The sequence below is a fragment of the Methanofollis aquaemaris genome, assembly GCF_017357525.1.
Lineage (GTDB): Archaea > Halobacteriota > Methanomicrobia > Methanomicrobiales > Methanofollaceae > Methanofollis > Methanofollis aquaemaris.
Genome location: NZ_CP036172.1, coordinates 1,746,063 through 1,766,039 on the forward strand (window position 1 = coordinate 1,746,063; position 19,977 = coordinate 1,766,039).

At 61.5% G+C, this 19,977-nt stretch carries 24 protein-coding genes; 8 read left to right on the forward strand and 16 right to left on the reverse strand.

The genetic code is table 11. The features are described from left to right. Positions 1-19 precede the first annotated feature (19 nt). Entirely contained in the window at positions 20-535 is a 516-nt protein-coding gene (locus RJ40_RS08415) for a hypothetical protein (protein ID WP_265580410.1), read from the forward strand. A 1-nt stretch (position 536) separates the two neighbouring features. Here RJ40_RS08415 and RJ40_RS08420 read toward each other — a convergent pair whose 3' ends face one another. After that, positions 537-713: a GNAT family N-acetyltransferase gene (locus tag RJ40_RS08420; protein WP_265580411.1), complete on the reverse strand. Its 177-nt coding sequence runs from the start codon at positions 711-713 to the stop codon at positions 537-539. A 95-nt stretch (positions 714-808) separates the two neighbouring features. Here RJ40_RS08420 and RJ40_RS08425 point away from each other — a divergent pair, with 95 nt between their 5' ends. Both RJ40_RS08425 and thyX read left to right on the forward strand, forming a co-directional pair. Beyond that, positions 809-1,153, forward strand: coding sequence for a type II toxin-antitoxin system PemK/MazF family toxin (locus RJ40_RS08425; protein WP_265580412.1), 345 nt, complete (start codon positions 809-811; stop codon positions 1,151-1,153). A gap of 39 nt (positions 1,154-1,192) precedes the next feature. Beyond that, a complete protein-coding gene (gene thyX / locus RJ40_RS08430; RefSeq protein WP_265580413.1) occupies positions 1,193-1,822 on the forward strand; it encodes an FAD-dependent thymidylate synthase in 630 nt (209 codons plus the stop codon). A gap of 35 nt (positions 1,823-1,857) precedes the next feature. On the opposite strand, the gene RJ40_RS08435 is transcribed toward thyX, so the two are convergent. Together RJ40_RS08435 and RJ40_RS08440 are read right to left on the reverse strand one after the other, a co-directional pair. Next, positions 1,858-2,577 carry a head GIN domain-containing protein gene (locus tag RJ40_RS08435; protein ID WP_265580414.1) on the reverse strand — a complete coding sequence of 240 codons (720 nt, stop codon included), beginning with the start codon at positions 2,575-2,577 and terminating at the stop codon, positions 1,858-1,860. A gap of 50 nt (positions 2,578-2,627) precedes the next feature. After that, complete coding sequence (locus tag RJ40_RS08440; protein WP_265580415.1) at positions 2,628-4,406, reverse strand: cache domain-containing protein; 1,779 nt, start codon at positions 4,404-4,406, stop codon at positions 2,628-2,630. 151 nt (positions 4,407-4,557) lie between these two features. Here RJ40_RS08440 and RJ40_RS08445 point away from each other — a divergent pair, with 151 nt between their 5' ends. Further along, positions 4,558-5,643 (forward strand): DMT family transporter, encoded by a 1,086-nt coding sequence (locus RJ40_RS08445; protein WP_265580416.1) that lies wholly within the window; start codon positions 4,558-4,560, stop codon positions 5,641-5,643. A 211-nt stretch (positions 5,644-5,854) separates the two neighbouring features. Continuing rightward, positions 5,855-6,139, forward strand: coding sequence for a translation initiation factor eIF-1A (gene eif1A / locus RJ40_RS08450; protein WP_322743871.1), 285 nt, complete (start codon positions 5,855-5,857; stop codon positions 6,137-6,139). Between the two features lie 24 nt (positions 6,140-6,163). On the opposite strand, the gene RJ40_RS08455 is transcribed toward eif1A, so the two are convergent. The 6 genes from RJ40_RS08455 to RJ40_RS08480 are packed head-to-tail and all read right to left on the reverse strand — an operon-like array spanning position 6,164 to position 9,761. Then, on the reverse strand, positions 6,164-6,907 hold the full coding sequence (locus tag RJ40_RS08455) for a DUF7289 family protein (protein ID WP_265580418.1): 744 nt from the start codon (positions 6,905-6,907) through the stop codon (positions 6,164-6,166). A gap of 3 nt (positions 6,908-6,910) precedes the next feature. Beyond that, positions 6,911-7,357 (reverse strand): hypothetical protein, encoded by a 447-nt coding sequence (locus RJ40_RS08460; RefSeq protein WP_265580419.1) that lies wholly within the window; start codon positions 7,355-7,357, stop codon positions 6,911-6,913. Next, positions 7,335-7,721 (reverse strand): hypothetical protein, encoded by a 387-nt coding sequence (locus RJ40_RS08465; RefSeq protein ID WP_265580420.1) that lies wholly within the window; start codon positions 7,719-7,721, stop codon positions 7,335-7,337. Before RJ40_RS08465 ends, RJ40_RS08460 begins: the two co-directional genes overlap by 23 nt. After that, complete coding sequence (locus RJ40_RS08470) at positions 7,709-8,218, reverse strand: DUF7288 family protein (RefSeq protein ID WP_265580421.1); 510 nt, start codon at positions 8,216-8,218, stop codon at positions 7,709-7,711. The genes RJ40_RS08465 and RJ40_RS08470 overlap by 13 nt, the downstream gene beginning before the upstream one ends. After that, a complete protein-coding gene (locus tag RJ40_RS08475; protein WP_265580422.1) occupies positions 8,212-9,225 on the reverse strand; it encodes a hypothetical protein in 1,014 nt (337 codons plus the stop codon). The genes RJ40_RS08470 and RJ40_RS08475 overlap by 7 nt, the downstream gene beginning before the upstream one ends. Further along, on the reverse strand, positions 9,222-9,761 hold the full coding sequence (locus RJ40_RS08480) for a hypothetical protein (protein ID WP_265580423.1): 540 nt from the start codon (positions 9,759-9,761) through the stop codon (positions 9,222-9,224). Before RJ40_RS08480 ends, RJ40_RS08475 begins: the two co-directional genes overlap by 4 nt. Positions 9,762-10,071: 310 nt before the next feature. Between RJ40_RS08480 and RJ40_RS08485 the strand changes: the two genes are divergently transcribed. Next, the gene (locus tag RJ40_RS08485) at positions 10,072-10,686 is read left to right on the forward strand and encodes an FmdE family protein (protein ID WP_265580424.1); all 615 of its coding nucleotides are present in this window, start codon (positions 10,072-10,074) and stop codon (positions 10,684-10,686) included. A gap of 13 nt (positions 10,687-10,699) precedes the next feature. Here the strand turns inward: RJ40_RS08485 and RJ40_RS08490 are convergent, their stop codons facing one another. Beyond that, on the reverse strand, positions 10,700-11,971 hold the full coding sequence (locus RJ40_RS08490; RefSeq protein WP_265580425.1) for a DUF1015 domain-containing protein: 1,272 nt from the start codon (positions 11,969-11,971) through the stop codon (positions 10,700-10,702). A 78-nt stretch (positions 11,972-12,049) separates the two neighbouring features. On the opposite strand from RJ40_RS08490, the gene rimI reads away from it, so the two are divergent. Then, entirely contained in the window at positions 12,050-12,511 is a 462-nt protein-coding gene (gene rimI, locus RJ40_RS08495) for a ribosomal protein S18-alanine N-acetyltransferase (RefSeq protein ID WP_265580426.1), read from the forward strand. Positions 12,512-12,573: 62 nt separating this feature from the next. On the opposite strand, the gene hmgA is transcribed toward rimI, so the two are convergent. Continuing rightward, positions 12,574-13,785 carry a hydroxymethylglutaryl-CoA reductase (NADPH) gene (gene hmgA / locus RJ40_RS08500; protein ID WP_265580427.1) on the reverse strand — a complete coding sequence of 404 codons (1,212 nt, stop codon included), beginning with the start codon at positions 13,783-13,785 and terminating at the stop codon, positions 12,574-12,576. Between the two features lie 113 nt (positions 13,786-13,898). Here hmgA and RJ40_RS08505 point away from each other — a divergent pair, with 113 nt between their 5' ends. Then, the gene (locus tag RJ40_RS08505; protein WP_265580428.1) at positions 13,899-14,825 is read left to right on the forward strand and encodes a class I SAM-dependent methyltransferase; all 927 of its coding nucleotides are present in this window, start codon (positions 13,899-13,901) and stop codon (positions 14,823-14,825) included. Between the two features lie 4 nt (positions 14,826-14,829). Here RJ40_RS08505 and RJ40_RS08510 read toward each other — a convergent pair whose 3' ends face one another. The 5 genes from RJ40_RS08510 to RJ40_RS08530 all read right to left on the reverse strand — a co-directional run bounded on the left by RJ40_RS08510 (position 14,830) and on the right by RJ40_RS08530 (position 19,868). Beyond that, complete coding sequence (locus RJ40_RS08510; RefSeq protein ID WP_265580429.1) at positions 14,830-16,077, reverse strand: DUF3883 domain-containing protein; 1,248 nt, start codon at positions 16,075-16,077, stop codon at positions 14,830-14,832. A gap of 474 nt (positions 16,078-16,551) precedes the next feature. Beyond that, complete coding sequence (locus RJ40_RS08515) at positions 16,552-16,941, reverse strand: Zn-ribbon domain-containing OB-fold protein (RefSeq protein WP_265580430.1); 390 nt, start codon at positions 16,939-16,941, stop codon at positions 16,552-16,554. 1 nt (position 16,942) lies between these two features. After that, positions 16,943-18,109 (reverse strand): thiolase domain-containing protein, encoded by a 1,167-nt coding sequence (locus tag RJ40_RS08520; protein ID WP_265580431.1) that lies wholly within the window; start codon positions 18,107-18,109, stop codon positions 16,943-16,945. Beyond that, positions 18,106-19,161: a hydroxymethylglutaryl-CoA synthase gene (locus tag RJ40_RS08525; protein ID WP_265580432.1), complete on the reverse strand. Its 1,056-nt coding sequence runs from the start codon at positions 19,159-19,161 to the stop codon at positions 18,106-18,108. The genes RJ40_RS08520 and RJ40_RS08525 overlap by 4 nt, the downstream gene beginning before the upstream one ends. Continuing rightward, a complete protein-coding gene (locus RJ40_RS08530; protein WP_265580433.1) occupies positions 19,155-19,868 on the reverse strand; it encodes a helix-turn-helix domain-containing protein in 714 nt (237 codons plus the stop codon). The genes RJ40_RS08525 and RJ40_RS08530 overlap by 7 nt, the downstream gene beginning before the upstream one ends. Positions 19,869-19,977: the final 109 nt, after the last annotated feature.

A 19,977-nucleotide genomic window follows, 5' to 3' on the forward strand; every position in this document is an offset into this window, starting at 1 on the left:
GGTCATGGTCATATTTTCAGTGCTCTTCATCTATTTCCCGGTCTATTTTCTCTGCGGCGTCTGCGCCGCGGTCTATACCGTGCTCCTCGAAAAAATTCCGTCCAGGCGCCTCGCCGCCGCCGTCCCGGTCGCGGTCGTCGCACTCTGGGTGGTCTGGGCTGCGGCCGTCGCCGCGGACCACGCCCTCCTCCTCGCCGTCAACCTCAGCGCCTTCTTCGTCTTCGACCCGATGATCGTCGTCGCTCTCCTCCCCCTTGTCAGGCGCTACGCCCACCCGCACCGTGCCTGGGCCTGGGCAGGCGGCGTCGCGGCGGTGGTGCTCATCGTTGAACTGATCCAGGGAGCGCTCATGCCGTCGATGCCCGCGGTCCCCCCGCCGGTCCCGGGGTCTGAGGAGTTCCTGGACGAACTCACGAAGGGGTGCGTGGCCGCCCTCAAGACGGCCGGGTACGCCCTGGTCGGGTATGCGGCCCTTGCGGTTCTCGTGTACTGCCACCGGGAGGGCAAAGCGGTTGAGGAGGCGGGAGAGGAGTAACTCAGACCCGCCCCATATCCTTGAACCGCTCCGCGAGCGTCGCAAGCCTCCTTTCGGGGAGATCTTCGCGCAGCAGCCCGAAGAACAACCACGCGCAGACGCGCTCCTTTGCAAGCATCGCGGCGACCGCCGGGAGGTCGTCTCTCGTAAGATAGGTGAAGGTGAGTCGGGACGTCATCTGATCACGACAGTCTCGCTCGCAGGAAAGATGGGCTATCTCCTCCTGCGCCGACCCGTGCGCTTATGCCCCCTGAGATCAGACCTCTTCGGGTTATGGCTCAGTACTCACCCGGCGACGTGGTGCTGGCCCCGGTCAGGTTCGGGAGCGGCGAAGGACCGAAGGTGCGGCCCGCGGTCGTCGTCGGCGAAGAGGCCGGCGGATTCATCGAAGTCTGCCCGGTCTCAAGCACCCCGCCCACCGACGCCCCCTTCGTCCCCATCGACCTCGAAGACTTTGCGCACGGCGGCCTCGACCTCTTCGATGAGAGTTATGTCCTCACTGCCCACCTCTCCACCCTCAGAGGCCGCGAGGTCTGCGGGAAGAAAGGACGACTGGACGCCGGGACCGTCGATATGATCGTCGGGGCGATCCCCGGCCGCCGGCGTGCGCGGCGGTAGCACAATACTATATTGATCCTGGCCCCATACCCGATCAGTGTGTCGATAAAGGTAGAACTGCTTGCCATCACCCCTGACGCCGAACGGCTGATCGAGAGCGCCGGAAGGACCGCCTACCGCTCCTTCGACCGCCAGGCTCCGGGCAGTGAGAAGAAATTTATCAGGATGATCGTGAAAAACGGGCACGAGTCCGTGCTCGAGCACGCCTACGCCACGTTCAGGATATCGGGGATCTCCCGCGCCTGCTCCCACCAACTTGTCCGCCACCGCCTCTGCGCCATCACCCAGCAGTCGCAACGCTACGTCTCCGAAGACGACTTCCCGGCCGTCGAACCCGCGTCCGTCGCCGGGAACGAGGAGGCGCACGCCCTCTATGCCGAATATCTTGAGCGGACGCGCGAGACCTATAAAGCGCTCGCCGACCTCGGCGTAAGGCGGGAAGACGCCCGGTTCGTCCTCCCCAACGCCACCGAGACCGAGATGGTCGTCAGCGCCAACATGCGCGAGTGGCGGCATATCGTCGGCCTGCGGGGGAGCCGCGGGGCGCAGTGGGAGATCAGGGCGCTCGCCATCGCACTCCTCCGCATCTTCCGGGACCACGTTCCGACGGTCTTCTGCGACTTCGAGGTGGACGAAGAGCAGCAGGTGATCAGGCGGGTCGAGGTCTGAACCCCGGCCCCTGGATCTTTTTTGTGCGAGGCCCGTCACCCCGCCCTGACCAGGCTTCCCGAGCCTGAGATCTCCTGAGTCACGACGGGATCGCCGCGGTAGATGGCCGCCCCGCTGCCCGCAATCTGCACGTCGAGCGCCCCGGTCGCCAGCACTTCGGCCGCGCCCGATCCGCTGATCACAAGGTTTGTCCGTTCGGTCGTCAGGTCGAAGCCCTTGAGTGCTCCCGACCCGCTGATCCCGGCATTGTGTTCGGCCGCCGTCCCGGAGAGTCGCGCCTCCCCCGATCCCGAGATGGTGGTCTCCAGGGTGGTCACGTTCATGCCGAGGTCGAGGTTACCGGACCCGCTGATCGCCGTCTCCAGACGCCCGGCGACGATCTCGTTCTCGCCCTGCACCGTGCCCGACCCGCTCACCGAGAGACGTTGCACCTCCTCCATCGTCACCCTGACGATGACCGGCCTGGTGTTCCGGACGCATGCGGCGTCGAGGTCGACGACCAGCACCCCGTCGGAGACGCGGGTCTGCACCAGGGGTACGATGTTGTCCTCGGCTTCGATCACGAGCGGCCCGGATGCGCCCTGCGTCACCATCACCGTCGCGAAGGTGTTGAGTTCCACGCTCTGAAACGCCCCGACATCCCGTGTCTCCGATACCACGTTCCCCGACCCGACCGTGCAGGGGGGCTGGACACACCCTGCCGTCAGCACGAGGACGAGCAGCACCGCCGCCGCCGCGAAAAGATATCGTATCATCGTCATCACCCGCTGTCCCTCATGACGGGGGGCGATAAAAAAAGATAGGTCTATAGACTCTCGTCCACGACCGTCGAGACCGGCACCCCGGCCCCGATCCACCACTCGCCGTCCACCGGGAGGATGTAGTCGAGACGTTGCCCGGAGCCTTCGGGGGTTGAGATGAGATACCCGCCGCCGTTCTCCGCGACCGCCGCGCCCTCGACGACATAATGGACGCCGTACTCCCCGACGGCGCCCGAGCAATCGGTACCTTCGGCATCGGGCCGGGCGGGATCGGCGAGGAGCACGCCGTCGCGGCTGAAGGCATAGACCGGGTGGCCGCCGACGGCGAACTCCCCGGCGGGGTCGCGGAACGCGTCGAGCGCCGCGTCCTTCCCCTCGCACAGCGCGTACTCCCTCGCCTCCTCGACCGCACCGGTCAGGTTGGCGAGGACGGAGAGGGGTTTGCCGCTCTCAGGGTCCGCGAGGTCGGCGAGGTAGACTCCCGACCCGATCCACCAGTCGTCTCCCGCCTTCTTCACGTACCCGAGTTTCGGGGTGAGCGTGAAGTTGTCGGCCGGGTCCTGGTACATGAACATGAAGTAGCCCTCGCCGATCGCCGCCGTCTCGCAGAGCCCCTTCACCAGGAGAAGACCGTGGGGATCGGTGGCGTTCATCCTGGACACCCCGACCTTCTGCGGGTGGACCGGGTGGGCAAGGGTCGTGCCGTTGAAGTCCTCGACGTACAGGTAGAGGTTCCCGTCCACGAACTCGCCGTCGCGCTTCCCGAAGTCACTGAGCGCCTGTTCCTTCCCGACCGCGTCCGCATGCTCACAGGCCTCTCTGACAAAGGTGACCACGTCGCCGAGCGTCCGCCCGTCGCACGAGGGTGCGGCCCTCTCATCGCCGGCGATGTCGCTGAGGTACAGCCCCGACCCGACCCACCATCTGTCGTCCACCGGGAGGACATAGCCGAGTTTCAGTTCGGGCGCTCCGCCTTTTGCCGGGTTCTCCCAGCCGAAGACGACGAACCCGCCGCCGTTCCTCGCGGTCTCCGCACAGACTTCGATGACCTTGACCCCGTACGGCCCCACGTACCCGGAGAGGTCGGTGCCGATCATGCCGGGGGCGAGGTACGGGTGGGCGACGAGGGTGCCGTCGTAGTCGTAGGCGTAGAGGTAGAGGTTGCCATCCGTGAACCGGCCGTCCTGTTTGTCGATCTCTGCCAGGGCGGCGGCGGTGCCGTTCTCATGGGCGTACGCGACCGCAGAGCGGGTGAGGGCGGTCATGGTGGTGACCTCCGAGGGCAGTTCCCCGGTCGACTCGTCGACATAGTCGGAGAGGTAGACCCCCGACCCGATCCACCAGGTGTCGTCCACCTTCTCGACATATCCCAGTTTGACCTCGTAGAGGTTCTGCATCTCCTCGTCGATCTCCCGCTCTTCGCCGGGCGGGGGATACATGTAGACGACGTACCCGCTCCCGCCCCTGGCGACATCGCTTGCCGCCTGGACGAAACGGAGCCCATTTGCGGTGGTCCAGTTCGTCCGGTCGGTCCCGACCTTCTCCGGTTGGTACGGATGGGCAAGGAGCGTGTTGTTGAAGTCGTAGGCGTAGAGGTAGAGATTTCCTCTGACAAAGGTTCCGTTTTTATCGGAGAATGCTGCGAGAGCCTCGTCTTTGTCGACGCTCCGGGCGTAGGCGGCGGCGTCATGGACATATGCTTCCAGATCGTCCCCGGTGGTCCCGGTGCTCTGGTCTGTCTCTCCGGTCATACACCCGGCACAACAGAGCGCCAGGAGGAGTACGGCCGTGATGCCGATGAAGACAGCGGCGGACCTGTTCATGGGGTTTCATTGACTCCATCGTTTTTGACTCTTTTGAAATCATGCTCGATTTTTATCTCTTTACCCGTATGGAACACAGATCCGTCTTCTCCTGCCGGCCGGCCCGCCATGTATATCGGCAGCGTGGACCCATAGATAGGATACTTACGCCATGGTCGACACCCGCCGTCTCTCCTACCTCTACGCCCTCGTCGCCGCCTTCCTCTTCGGGAGCGGAGCGCCTGTGGCAAAACTCTTCCTCGGCGATGTCCCGCCGGTCACCCTCGCCGCCCTCTTCTACCTGGGCAGCGGCCTTGCCCTCGCCGTCTTCCTCGCGGTCTGCCGTTTGTGCGGCCGCGACCGGCACGGTGCCGAGGCCCCGCTCGGCCGCGCCGATCTCCCCTGGCTTGCTGGCGTCGTCCTCTTCGGGGGGTTCCTCGCCCCGGTCACCCTCATGTGCTCCCTTGCCTCCACCCCGGCGGCCACCGCCGCCCTCCTCCTCAACTTCGAGGCCGTGGCCACCGCCGCCATCGCTGCGTTTCTCTTCGCCGAGGCGGTCGGGAAGCGGACTTGGGCGGCGCTCGGACTGATCACCGCATCGTGTGCGATCCTCTCCTGGGAAGGCAACGGCGCCGCCGGGTTTTCCGTGGCAGCCGTCGGCGTCCTCCTCGCCGCCACCTTCTGGGGGATGGACAACAACCTCGCCCGCAACCTCTCGGCCAGAGATCCGCTTGCCATCGTGACCGTCAAGGGCCTTTGCGCCGGGACGCTCTCCCTCCTCGTCGCCACCCTCATCGCCGAACCCCTGCCCCCCCCGACGACCTGCCTTGCGGCGATGGCGGTCGGCTGCATCAGTTACGGCGGCCTGACCAGCATCCTCTTCATCCTCTCGCTGCGGGCCGTCGGAACGGCGAGGACCGGATCGATCGTGGCCATCGCCCCTTTCTTCGGCGTCGCGGCTTCCTTCCTCCTGTACGCCGCCCCGATCGATCCCGCCTTCTATCTCGCCCTCCCGGTGATGGCCCTCGGCGCCTGGTTCCTGGTCACCGAACGGCACGCCCACCTCCACCGCCATCCTGCCGGCGTCCACGAGCACCGGCACCGGCACGACGATCTCCACCACGACGGCCACCCCCACCCGCCCGGCACCCCGCCGCTCGACGCCGGGGGCTGCCACTCCCACCCGCATGCCCACCAGGAGATCGTCCACGACCATCCCCATCTCCCCGACATTCACCATCGCCACCGGCACCCGTGAACGGGTCTGTGGGAGAATGAAAGGGTGGCTATGTACCTTTTTTCGTCAACTTTCCGGGTTTTTTCCATGTTCTGGTCGGTTCCGTGCAGAAAATGGTCGGATCACCCGGTGAAGAAGATACCCTTATATTCTTTCAGCAGAAATGGGTGCAGGAATAGATCTGATTCGTGGAGTTGATTCCCTGAGTAATTTCAGAAACAAAAAAAAGAACGTGAGTGAGGGAGAGGTCGTACGGGTTCGCCTGCCGAACAAAAAGAACAAGGAGATGTTTGCGAGCGCAGACCTGATGCTCGGAGCGAACCACATCCGTGTCCGTTGCTTTGACGGCACCACCCGTGTCGGCAGGATCAAAGGGAAGATCAAGAAGCGCGTCTGGATCCGTGAAGGCGATACTCTGATCGTCGTGCCATGGGACTTCCAGGCTGAAAAGTGCGATATCATCTACCGATATACCCGTCCCCAGGTGGACTGGCTCCGCGGCCACGGATATCTTTGAAAAAAAGATTTTTTTGTCGGGTGCTCAGATACCGAGCACCTCGACCTCATATTTTTTGATGATCAGTTTGTCGACACCGTCGAGGGTGTAGGTGTTCCCGCTCTTTGTCATCTTCAGGGTGCCGTTGAGATAGTTCTCCCAGGCCTTCGAGAACTCTCCGGTGTAGGTGGCCTGCACGTTTCCGTCAGATGGGGTCAGGGACGAAACATTGGAACTACTCAGTTTCATCCGCACCGTTCCCATCCCGTTCCTGAACATCTCGGTGCTCGCGTTCAGGGCGACGAGGTTGATGACAAAGGTCTTCTTGCCGTTGTTATTATCGACATACCACCGCGGCTCGGCGATCATCGAAGATCCCCCGGTCTGCGCCCGGATAACCGCCCCATTCTCCAGGGCGATGGTGGCATCCTGGGAGTCTGCGGTGTAGATCAGCATCCCTGTGGGGAAGGACATTGTATTCCCACTTGCTGTGATGTTCAGCCACGATCCTGTCTTGGTGACATTCTCCACAGCGAGCACCCCGCCGGCCACCTGGAGGGCGGTCTCTTTGTAGGGGACGTTCTTGTAGCAGAGGCTCTTGATGTCGTTCTGGAGCACCACCATCGTCTGTTCCATGTTGCGCACGTCGGCGTTGCTCTGCTGTTGCAGGAGCATCGGATAGCCGTACAGGGTGATCAGGGCGATCCCGGTCATCACCAGTCCGAAGATGATGATGAACCCGATCGCCTCCGAGACGCCCTCCTCATTCTTGATGTGAAATGCTTTCATCCGTTAAAACCCCGCGGAGTTGTAGGAGATCTTGTTGATCCCGGTGCCGGTGGTGTTTCCTGCAACGCCCATCGTCGCCCCGATCCCGGCGATGGAGATCCTGCTCATGACGTCGCCCCGCGAGACCACCACCTGCTGGTTGGAATCGAGTCGGCCGACGTCGAGACTGACCTGGTATCCCTGTCCGGCGACATCGTCGGGGATGTCGAAGGCGGTGGCGATCGATCCGTTGTCGGGGGCGAGCACATAGACGTCGACGATCCGCGTCGAGATCCCGTTGCCGATGTCGACGAAGGAGTGGTAGGCGAGGCGGTCCGAAGGGCCTTCCATGAAGATCGCGTTCACCGCGAAGGTCATGAGGATGAGGAGGACCACCAGTACGCCGGAGATGGTCATGTACTCCACCATGTTGGAGACGCCGTCTTCGTCAGTAATATGCGGTCTCATCATACTCGGTCACCCCGTTGTTGAAGTGGAACACGGTTTTGTTGTACGTTTCCCCGGACAATTCTGTCTTTTCGACTGAGTAATCCACGATGGCGTTATTTCGGGCCTCTTCAAGTGCGATGATGTCGTTTCGAATGTTTTCATTCACCGTACCGTCAGCATTATACACATCACCTGAATCGATGAGGGTGGAGACCTCGCTGGTGAAGTCCCGGATCTCCTCTTTCGGGAACTCGAGCACGCCCTCGGCGGTGGTCTGTCCGACCAGCGTGGACTGGTTGATGACGAGGGCCAGGAAGAAGAAGGCCACCGCCACCATGAAGCCCATCAGCACGATCCACTGCGCTTCGTTGTCTAACTTCTCCATAGCAGCACCTCCAGGAGCACGACCTGTTTATGGTCTTCGAGTGGACACCCATCTGGTCTGGAACTATCTTCTGGCACTGTCACCAGCCGCGTCACTCGCACCGCCTGTTCGTAACCGGTCGGCTGTTGTGAGAAGGTGAAATTTGTGTTCTGCACGGTATTGGCGGCGGCATTACGATACGAGATTGAAGCCTCGTACTCGAGCATGTCTGTCCCTGATGCCCGGTTGTTCAGAAGGTTCCAGAAACTGGCGTTAAAACCGGCTCTGTTCCAATTCTGGACATATCCAACAAGTTCGCTATCGGCCCCCTGTGTTGTCGGCGTGTCCATCACCGCCAGGACGTCGCTGCCGATCTGTTCGAGTTGCATGTCGGTGATATGCGAGTCGCCGGGGGTGTAGATGCTCGTTGTCCCGCCGACGAGGTAGGCCGTCGCCAGGATGATGAACGCGGCGGCAAATCCTTCGATGGTGTAGAGCTGCGCCGAGTCGTCTACCATACGGCCACCTCCAGCACGGCGCGGGTGAGGGGGGAGGGTGTGGAACTATAATCATAGATGTCGTTGAGATACTGCCATGATTCGGTTGTTGTTTTGTTAAATGTGAACTTTATATCCACAGTTTCGCCTGGTTTAACGATGTCATAGGTGAAGAATCCGGGCTCAAGGGTGAGGGTGATATTATTCTCGACATCGATTGTTGACGGTGGGGGGCTTTGAGACACGCCGTCGACCATCAGACTTGAGTATCGTGTGTCCTGGAAACGGTTGCGAATCTCGCTTGTCCCGTGGAAAAGTCCAAGACTCTCAAATTTTGCTTTAGGTGATGTAGAGTTGAGGTTTATGATTTTCACCTCGATCCTGTCCTCATAGGGGTCGACCTGATAGGCCTGGGGTTTATTCAGGATCTCTGAGAAGTCCAGTCTGACCGCGAAGGTTTTGGGCCCGATACTATTAGAGGAATTCAGATCTGACGAGTCCAGTTCCACTGGCCCAACGTCCTTCACCATCACCACCCGCCGGATCGACCCGTAGTCGGTTGTATCCTTCGGGACCGGCGCCCCGATGATGCGGGCATTGCTCTCGTCGACTTTCTTCAATGAGATGTTGAAGGCGTACGGATAGTCTGAGAAGAAGATTTTATCTCTATAATCGCCGGGGTTGGCCTCGTACGCGGTCTGGTTGAAGAACCTGTCCACCTTCGCCATCGAGAGGACGCCCGGTGTGTCCTTCGAGACTGCAAGCCCTATCCTCCGTATTGCCTCGTCTTGCTCGCCTTGCCAGTGGGAACCAGTCCTCCCCCCGGTATCCTCGAACCACCCCGGATCCTCGACCAGGATCACGCCGGTCCGGTAGGCGACGGCGTCGTAGTCGACAGTCGAACTCTGGAGCGAGGCGAGCATCCCGGGAACCATCGAGGCCGCGATGATGAAGGCGAGGAGGAAGACGGTGAACCCCGCGAGAAAATCGATGGAGAGGAGGGCCGAGTCGTCGTTTCGCAGACTCATGGAAGCGCCTCCCCGGTATGTGCATCAAAGGAGAGGGACTCGGTCTGCTTCTCCTCCGACCTGACCGTGTAGGTTCCGTCGATGAGGACGAGTTCGGTCACCTCGCCGAGCGATCCGATCTCGGCGGCATGTCCCGGGTAGAGATCAACGGGCATGACAACAGCGTCCAGGTCCACCGGATTTTCAGGGAGCGGGCCGTGCCAGACATAGCGCGACCACCCTCCCTGAGAGTGGACCATGAGGGAGGTGTTCCCGGCCTGCCGCACCCCGAGCGTCCAGGTGGTTGCGTTCCCGGTGCTGTCCACACCCGAACCGCTCACGGTGACGATCTCCATCCCGGTCAGATCCTCCAGGCCCTCGCCGTCGAGAACTTCGAGTTCCCTGAGTGCCTCTTCGAGCCCGATCCGCATCTCTGCGGGCTCGGTGGTAATGTCCTGGATCCCGCCCCCGCCGGCTGGCGCCGAGGTGCAACCGCAGGTCCAGGAAAGGACGAGGATGCAGAGACCCAGGAGGGGGGCGAGGTGCGCGAGTTTCATATTAGAGATCCATTTTGGGGAGATTGGTATATATGTTATTCGAATTTTAATTGCTTCACATTGGGGCTTAAATCGTTGTTTTCAGGATTATAGTGCTGGATCTCGCCTGGGCCATGATCCGCGGCATCGGGGCGTGCGGCCTGCAGTGCGGGAGAGTGACCAGTCGGGTGCTCTCTCTCTGTCGGGGCCGGGGATGGCGATGACGGAAGCTGATGCCATATTTTATTTTGGAGAATATTGTTCTGATCAAATCCGACGCGGCGTGATCTCTATCGCAAAGCGTATCTCCGATCAGGCAGCACCCATGACCATGGATTGTTCATGCCCCGACTTTGACGACGTCGTCCGCTTCCACGGCCACCTCTGCCCCGGCGTCACCTTCGGGTACCGGGCCGCCCTCATCGGAATGGAGCGGACCGGTGCGACCCGTGCGCCTGACGAGGAGTTTGTCGCCATCGTGGAGAACGATGCCTGCGGCGTCGACGCCGTCCAGGTGATGACCGGATGCACCGTGGGAAAAGGCAACCTCATTCTCAGGGACGTCGGCAAGAATGCCTGGACCTTCATCAACAGGACGAACGGGAAGGCCGTGCGGGTGGCAAGCAGAGCGGACGTCACGATGGACACCCTCGACCCCGAGTTCCACCCGCTCAGGGCGAAGGTCTGGTCGGGCGAGGCGACGCAGGAGGAGCGGGAGGCATATGCCCGCCACCTCCACGCCGTCTGTGAGACGATCAAGACGCGGCCCGCAGAAGAGATCTTCCTGATCCGGGACGTCGCACCCGACGTGCCGGAGCGGGCCAGGATCTTTCGGTCCTATACCTGTGCGAAGTGCGGCGAGCTGGTCTCCGAGGCGAGGGCGCGGCTCGTCGACGGTGAGGTGCTCTGTATGCCGTGTGCCGGTGAGTACACCCGCGGCTGGTAAAAAAATTTAATTTTTAGTTTTTCTTCCCCTCGCCCATGGTGTGGATCACAAGGCCGGAGAGGAGTTTTGGCTCGAACCAGGTCGACTTCGGGGGCATGACCATCCCGGCGTCGGCGATGTTCATCACCGTCTCCACATCGACCGGCTGCATCGAGAAGGCAAGGGCGAACTCGCCGGAGTCGACCTTTGCTTCGAGGTCGGCCAGCGGCCTGGCCCCGCCGAGGTACTGGAGCCTGGGGTCGCCGCGGGGGTCGGTGATCCCGAGCATCCCTTCGAGCACCTGCTTCTGGAGCGCCGAGACATCGAGGGAACCGGTCAGGTCGTCGGGGTTCTCGACCGGTGCCGAGAGTTCGTACCACTGCCCGCCGAGGTACATGTGGACAACGTGCGTCCCGTCGACCTTGCGGAGAGGTGCGATCTTGAAGACCGTGTCGTCGATCTCGCCGTACGGCCGCACCTCGAACTGCTCTTTGAGCGCGTCGAGGAAGGACTCGGGAGTGTACTTGCCGAGGTCCGCGACCAGTCTGGAGTACCCGTGGATCTTCACCCTTTTGTGCGCGAAGAGGATGGCCATGAACCGCCCGTCCTCGGGCTCGTAGGTTCCGTTCTTCCTCCGCTCCTCGGCAACCGTCACCGCGGACCGCGCCCGGTGGTGACCGTCGGCGATGTAGGTGGCCGGCACCCTGGAGAAGGCGTCTTCGAGGTAACTGAGACTGACCGGATCGCTGATCTTGAAGAGTTCGTGGACCACGCCGTTCTCGGTCTTGACCACCGCGTCGGGTTCGCCCTGCGGGAGGATCGACTCGGTGTACCCGAAGATCTCGCCCTCGTCCGGGTACAGGATGACGATCAGACCGGTGTTGGCGTTCGTCGCCTCGATGTGCCGCGTGCGGTCGCGCTCCTTGTCGTAGCGCGTGTGTTCGTGCTTCTTGATGGCGTCGCTGAGGTAGTCGTCGACGTCCACGCAGGCGACAAGCCCGAGGTAGAGGTTGCCGCCCTGTTTCACGCGGTACAGGTACATCGAGGGCTCTTCGTCGCGGCGGAGGATCCCCTGGTCTTCCATCTCCTGGAGGTTCTCGCGGGCGGTCTCATAGATCTTCTCGTCGTCGGCCGGGATGTCCCTGAGCAGGGCGTCGGTCCTGACGACCCGCAGGAATGAACTCGGATTTTTCTTGAGGATCTCTTCGGCCTCATCTGTCGTCACGACATCGTACGGCACCGAGGCGATCGCTGCGGCCTGTGCGCGGTCCGGCCGCAGTCCGGAGAAACGGTATATTTTCACCATGGGGATCACAGTCTCCTGAAAGCTGGTAGTACTTTCACCTGCGTCAATATATTAGCTCGTGGGGTGTACTCTCATGTAATGTCTGAGACCAGGGTATTCCTGCGGCGAGCAGTGGTCGCTGACCTCCCCGCCATCGCCGCCATCGAACGGGAGTCCTTTGTCGACCCGTGGAACGAGGAGACCTTCCTCCAGGCGCTGGAGGTCTGGGCCGACATGTTTTTTGTGGCCCAGGTGGGCGGCGAAGTCGCAGGGTTCATTGTCGGTGGCCTGGAGGATACCGGCGAGGCGGTCTACGGCCACATCTGCAACTTTGCCGTGGCGATGAGATATCAGGGGCAAGGGATCGGCCGTACCCTCCTTCGCCGGGCCGAGCAGCAATTCGCCATCCGTCTGGCCGAAGGAGTCCAGCTTGAGGTGCGGGTTTCGAACACCCATGCACAGTCGTTCTATCGGAAAAATGGTTATCAGCCGGTGTTTGTGGTCGCAGGTTATTATGCCAACGGCGAGGACGCCATCCTGATGATGAAGTGGTTTTTTTAGAGGGGTTTGTGGGGGAGCGATCCGGCCCTGACCCCCCTCCCCCGGAGCAGAACCCCCCGCTCTTATCCGCGCCCGAGTTCCTTATGCGCCCGCGCAAGATGATGAGCGGCCAGGGCTCCGAGGAGTGAGAGTTCTCCGGCAAGCACGCCGACGCCCACCAGTTCGGCGAAGGCCTTTGCGTTCGCTCCTTCAGGCTCGCCGCCGCCCGCCACCCCGAGGAGACGGAGGCACGCCGCCTGGGTATCGATCCCGGTCCCGCCGCCGACCGTCCCCACCTGGACGGCGGGGAGGGTGACCGAGACGTAAACGCCGCCGTCTTCGGTTGCCTCGACGGTGGTGATCGCACTGCTCCCCTCGACGACATGTGCCGGGTCCTGCCCGCAGGCGAGATACATGGCGGCGACGAGGTTGGCGGCGTGGGCGTTGAAGCCCAGCGCCCCGGCGCGGGCGGAGCCGATGAGGTTCTTGCGGTAGTTGACCTCGACCATGGTCGCCGCGTCGGTCTTGAAGACCGTGCGGATCAGGTCGTCGGAGAGACGGACCCCTGCGACGACGGTCTTGCCCCGTCCCTCGATGAGGTTGATCGCCGCCGGTTTCTTGTCCGTGCACATGTTGCCCGAGAGGGCGATGAGCCGCGCCCCGGTCTCGGCCTCGACGAGGTCGGCGATCTCGGCGGTGGCGATGGTCGCCATGTTCATCCCCATCGCGTCCTTGGTGTCGTAGGCGCAACGGAGGAAGACGCTGGTCCCGGTGACGTAGGGAGTGACCGAGAGGAGTTTGCCCCGTGAGGTGGTCTTCTCCGCAGCCGCGGTGAGGTCGGCAAAGTGTGCAGTCGCCCAGTCGGCGACTTCTTTTGCGTGCACGATGTCGCGGGCCGCAAAGACCGGCGCTCTGGTCATCCCGTCCCTGACCACCCTGACGTCGGCCCCGCCGGCCTTCGTGATCGCCGAGGTTCCTCGGTTGGCCGAGGCGACGAGCGCCCCCTCGGTGGTGGCGAGCGGGAGGTAATACTCACCTGCGGCGTACTCGCCGTTCACCCGGACCGGCCCGGCCACCCCGACCGGGATCTGGACCGCCCCGATCATGTTCTCGATGTTTCGCCTGACCACCCGGTCGATGCCGATGGAGAAGGAACCGAGGGCCGCCAGGTCGGCCCCGCTCTCTCCCTCGACAAAGTTCCGCCGCACCCTGACGGCCTCTTCGGGGGGGAGTTCCTTTTCCAGGGCGTAGAGTTTGAGGGTTCCTTTTTTTAGTCTTGCAAGAGCATCATCCATGGAAGTACAGAGGGGTACGATACTTTTTGAACTTATGGAAGTCCCGGATCCGGGGTTCCCGTCAGGTTTCAGGTGGTATCGAACCCCTCCTTGCGACGGAGAATCTGGATATCATGGAGGAAGAAGAGCGGGTGCGACGGTGGTGTCTGCGGGTGGAGAAACGGCGTGCTGAAGAGGAGCGGCAGGTTCTGATCGCCGGAGGTCTTCTGGACCGGAGTGTGCGGCCCTGTGCCGACGGCGACGATCTCCTTCTCCCGCTTATCGAGGAGATGGAGGGCGCTGAGGAGGCTTTGTTCAAACCCTTCCCCCGGCACGAGGATCTGCCCAGGCACGAACTTGTCGGCGGGATCGCGATCATGCAGGAGGAGGACCGGGCCGGTGCCGCCCGCATCCTCGCCTCCCGCCCCTCGCTCCACACGGTCCTCTACCCCACCTCCGCGGTGGAAGGGGAGTTCAGGACCAGGGAGTTTCTCATCCTCGCCGGCGAGGAGACGACCCGGACGGTGGTCACCGAGCACGGCCATCACTTTGTCGTCGACCTGGCCCGCGCCTATTTCTCGGCCCGCCTCTCCACCGAGCGCCACCGCGTCTGTGCAGAGATGACGGAGGGCGAGCGGGTCGTCGATATGTTTGCGGGCGTCGGGCCCTTCGCCCTCACCCTGGCAGACCGCGCCTCCCTCGTGGTCGCCGCCGACCTCAACCCCGCGGCCGTCTCCCTCCTCTGCGAGAACATCACGAAGAACCGGAAGACCAACGTCATCCCGGTCCTCGCCGACGCCATTCATCTTCCGGGCGTCTTCGGCCGGACCTTCGACCGGGTGATCATGAACCTCCCGATGGAGTCGGTCCAGTTCCTCAAGGCCGCCTTCGCCCTCTGCCGTCCGGGCGGAACGATCCACTTCTATGCGCTGGTGGATGAGGAAGGGAAGTACCTCGATGCGATCCGCGCCTTCCCGGTGAGAGAGGTGCGGGAGCGCCGGGTAAGGAGTTACTCGCCGGCCGAGTGGCATGCGGTGTACGAGATTGTGGTGGGGGAGTGAGGGATCACTCCCGGGCGTACGGGATCGATGCGATATATTCGCTGGGCGTGAGATGGCCTTCGGTCAGGCGGCTCCCCTTGAAAAAATGGATTTTTGGTTCTGAAGTTTTTGCACCTGAGACCAGGTAAAAATAATAATTCTTCAGGCGTGTGCAGGTCCTCCACTCGTTCTGAGTGAGGTAAAACGAATGGCGTGTGTTGCCACCTGAGATGGCCTTCACCTCGATATATCGCTCTTCTCCGGTTTCGTCGTATGACTTGATGTCATAACCGAGGGCTGCGTTCTTTGATACGATATTCACCTGCTCTGCAAGATCAGGGCGTCCGGCCATCTCCAGGCGGCGTATTTCTGCGCGGAACGCGATGTATTCGGCGCAACGGCCCAGGAAGATGTTTTTTCGGTGCTGCGCTTCGTAATCGATTGGGCCGTTCGGCGTGCGCCTGTTCTGGTCAGGGTCACGGTTCTTGCGGTCGGTCGGCACGGGGCCCAGGACCTTGACCTCCTCGGGTAGAGGGATCGAGATCAGATCGCCGGATGTCTCCTTGACGAGATGTTCCAGCATCCAGCAGAAAGAGTGGGCATGGATCAGCGACACGTCCACGAACCCGTCCAGTTCAAGCGCCTTCTTCACCTCCCGCAACGCCGCGAGGTACGCCTGATAGTTTTCCCATGAACATTTTCGCGCCGTTTTGAGGGGTATGCCCATCATCGAAAAGGCCCGATCGAAGTGTGTGGTCTTGATGGGGGCGTAGCGTTCTGGCCGGTATAAAAAGAAGACATATGCGATATAGTCGTATATTTTCCCGGCATGGTCGATGAAACCCTGGAATGCTCTGTCTCGTGGGATCTTTTCTTTGAAGAGATCGTAGATGAGTTGTTCGTAGGAACGCGTCACGCCGGGATCGTGCAGCGCCTCATAGAGTGACCGATGACTGCGGGTCTGTTCCCCGTACCGTTTCCCTGACTCAATGAGATTGTTTGTGGTGTCGGTATTGGGGATGTCGATCTCGATCGCCGCGATCAGTCTTCTGATGATCTGCCCGCTTCCGATCTCGTCCTCGGTCCATTCATCGACAGCGAGTCGTTTCCGTCCTTCTTCGCAGACTTTCTTTTTGTAGTTCTCCCAGTCGCGGGGGAGACCTTCCTCAAAAGAAAAAAATGGCTGGCCTGACTTTTTCAGAATGGCCTCATTCAGTTGGAGACAACGCTGGTGGAAGAGCGGATAGGAGAGATTAACCTCTGGCGATGGCATAATTGTCAATTGGGAGATATAAATTTAATTTTGTTGATTTCATTCTTTTTTTGTGATTCTGATCTCGGAATGGTGGATCAGGAGAGGTCTTTGACTGACGAATGCGGCCGTTCAGACGTGCCGCCCCCATCGTAGAATCTTCCCCGCCGTCTCGCGCCGGGGGGCCGTGCCCCCCGGAACCCCCCATGGAGAGAGGATAGGTGGGGGCGGCAGGCTGCTCAGTTTCTGTCCGCTCCCCCGTCGTAAGGAGATCTCTCAAGGTTTTACCATGAAACAGCATGAGGCAAGAGCCTCATGCTGAACCAATGAAAACCTACACATTGAATTCGATTTCTGATTTCAATGGGGTTTTCATGGAAAATTGATTCCATCCGGTATGCTTGTGGCTGCTTTCGCTTCATACCAGATTCAACAAAACCGGAAAAAAAGAGGAATCGGAGATAATTTGTTCACAGGAGGAATTTCGAAATTCGCTCACATCGGAGCGAACTTCGTCCCATAGTAGATGACCCCGCTCTCGCCCTCGGCGCCGATCTTGCGGAAGACACCTTTGACCGGCATCCCGATCGTGACCTCTTCAGGCGAACAGACGAGTTGCGCCGTCAGCCTCGGGCCTTCTTCGAGTTCGACGATGGCCAGGACATATGGTGTCAGGGCCGAGAACTGGTCGCTCGCCGTCCTGATCACCGAGTAGGTCACGACCTTGCCGACACCCTTGAAGGTGTGGTTGACGATCGTGCCCTCGCGCCGGCAGTCAGGGCAGAGGTTCCTGGGCGGATAGAAGTACCGCCCGCAGGTCTCGCAGTGGGTTCCTTCCAGGTTATAGCGCTGGGGGATCTTTCTCCAGAAACGTGGTACCGACATCTCAGCCCCTCCCGAAGATATGCGCGGCGACCGTCGCACCGGTCCCGCCGACATTGTGTGTCATACCGATCTCGGCCCCGTCGACCTGCCGCTTCCCGGCCTCGCCGCGGAGTTGGAGCACGGCCTCGCAGACCTGCTTGATACCGGTCGCACCGACCGGGTGACCGCAGGACTTCAGCCCGCCGCTGGTGTTCACCGGGATCTGCCCGCCCAGTGCGGTGGCGCCCTCTTCGGTGAACTTCCCGGCCTCGCCCTTCTTGCAGAAGCCGAGATCCTCGATGGCGCAGATCTCCGCGATGGTGAAACAGTCGTGGACCTCGACGAAGTCGATGTCTTTTCGTTCGAGCCCGGCCATCTTAAACGCCCGGTTGCCCGCGGCCACGCTCGCGTCCATGGTCGAGATGTCCCGGCGGTCATGGAGCGCGATGGTGTCGCTGGCCTGCGCGGTGGCGAGCACCTTGATGGGGGTGTCGGTGAACTTCTTCGCCATCTCCAGCGGTGCGACGACCACGGCCGCCGCCCCGTCGGTGATCGGCGAACAGTCGAAGAGCCGCAGCGGGTCGGCGACCATCGTCGAGTTGGTCACGGTACTCAGGGTGATCTCCTTCTGGAACTGTGCGATGGGGTTGCGTGCGCCGTTGTAGTGGTTCTTCACCGCCACCTGGGCGAGCTGCTCTCTGGTCAGCCCGTACCGGTGGATGTAGTCGTTGGCGATCATCGCATACAGTCCGGGGAACGTCGCCCCGGCAAAGCCCTCCCACTCGCGGTCGGCCGCCCCGGCCAGGGCGTCGGTGGAGAGGCTGGTGTCGACGTCGGTCATCTTCTCGACCCCGGCGGCGACGACGATGTTGGACATCCCTGAGGCGACCGAGATGACCGCCTCGCGGAAGGCCAGGCCGCCCGAGGCACAGGCCGCCTCGACACGGGTCGAGGGGATGTGTTCGGATGCGAGCCCGGCGTAGTCGGCGATGAGCGCGCCGATGTGTTCCTGCTCGATAAACCGTCCGGCGCTCATGTTGCCGACGTACATCGCGTCGATCTGTTCGCCCGCGAGGTTTGCGTCCTCGATGGCACTGACGCCTGCCTCAACAAAGAGGTTCCTGAAGGAACGGTCCCACCATTCACCAAATTTGGTGCAACCGATCCCGATTACTGCTACATCTCTCATTTTTGCACCATGATCTTACCCTTGTGCTTGGCATACTGTGCATAGTCGAGATAGATCGGGTTTTCGAGGAGTTTCTCCACCGAAGGCGCCGCCGCCCGGTCGAAGACAGTGGTGTCTGCGATCAGGTCGGTGACCGTGATGTCGAAGGCGTCGCTGCCCGCACCCGACCCGAAGGAGGTGACGAAGATCCGGTCTCCCGGTTCGGCGACGTCGAGCGTCGCCGCAAGTCCGACCATCGAGGCGCCCGAGTAGGTGTTGCCGAGGCGCGGCACGACGAGGCCCGGCTTGATCTGTTCTTTCGTAAACCCGAGCATGCCAGCGACGCGGGAGGGGAACTTCGCGTTCGGCTGGTGGAAGACGGCGTAGTCGTAGTCGGAGGGTTCTGTCCCCCTCTGTTCGAGCATCATCCTGGCTGCGCCCTGGACGTGCTTGAAGTATCCGGGGTCGCCGGTGAACCGTCCGCCGTGGCGGGGGTACGCCTGCCCTTCGCGGCGCCAGAAGTCCGGGGTGTCGGTGGTGAACGAGCAGGTGTGGTTGATCTCGGCGATCGGATCCTTCGACCCGATGACCATCGCGCACCCACCTGCTGCGGCGGTGTATTCGAGGGCGTCGCCGGGCGCGCCCTGGGCGACGTCGGCGCCGACGGCGATGCCGTACGTCACCATGTCGCTCCCGACCAGACCCATGCAGGTCTGGACTGCGGCGGTGCCGGCCTTACATGCGAACTCGTAGTCGGCCGCGGTCATGACGGGGGTTGCCCCGATGGCCGCTCCGACGGTCGCCGCCGTCGGCTTGACGGCGTACGGGTGTGACTCGGAGCCGACATAGATTGCTCCGATGCCGTCGCGGTCGACGTTTCTTCTGAGAAGTGCGTTCCTGGTCGCCTCGACGGCGATGGTTGCGGTGTCTTCGTCGAGGTCGGGAACCGACTTCTCCTGAACGCCGAGACCGCCGGAGATGTCCTTGGGGTTGTCCCCCCAGACCCGGGCGATCTCCTCGACCTTGATCCTGAACCTGGGGATATATGCCCCATAACTGATGATGCCTACCATTCTTTTTCCCTCAATGTGCTTACGATTTGTTCGACGTCCATCGATGTGCAGAGAACGGTGATACGGTCGCGTTCCGCCAATTTCGGGACCAGCGGATGGACCTGCTCTAAATCGAGTCCCTGGAGGAAGATGCACCGCGGTTTGAAGGGGGTCACCCGAATCGCCACCAGCGGAGACTTCCCGGTCGAGACATTGGTAAAGATGAGCGCACGCTCGGTGCTCCATCCGTAGATGCGGTTGAACTCGTTCGAGGAGAGTTGCATGATCGCGTTGAGGCTGTTGACCACGGTGTACCCGAAGATCGAGAGGTCTTCTGATCCGCAGAGTGTCCGCGCCTCCACGGCCTTCGCAAATTCGGTCAGTGGGACCGAGGATGCGTAGTCGTGGATGTCGTAGATGACGTCGTCGTCGTCAAAGGCGTTGTAGAGGATCTTTGAGAAACGCTGGATATACTTGCCGCCGTTCTCCTCGTCGATCGAGAGGATGGTGTCGACGATCTTGCCGACCACGGCGGTCCCGGGGCTTTTGCGCCTGCCCCCCTCGTAGTCGGAGATGACCGAGGGAGAGACGCCGAGCCGCTCTGAGAGCACCCCTTGAGGGATGCCGAAACTCATGCGCCATTTTTTCAGGGCTTTTCCCGGTGAGTCCGAGAGCGTAATCTCACCTGCCATCTTCTCGGCAAGCTGCTTACGCAGTTCGGAGTTCATGAAGGTAGATGTTTACCAGGCACATTAAATAATTAACGAATCGACCATCGACAATCTACGAAGTGCGCGGGACAAACCCATATATAGGATGCATCTCAATTTTGAAATA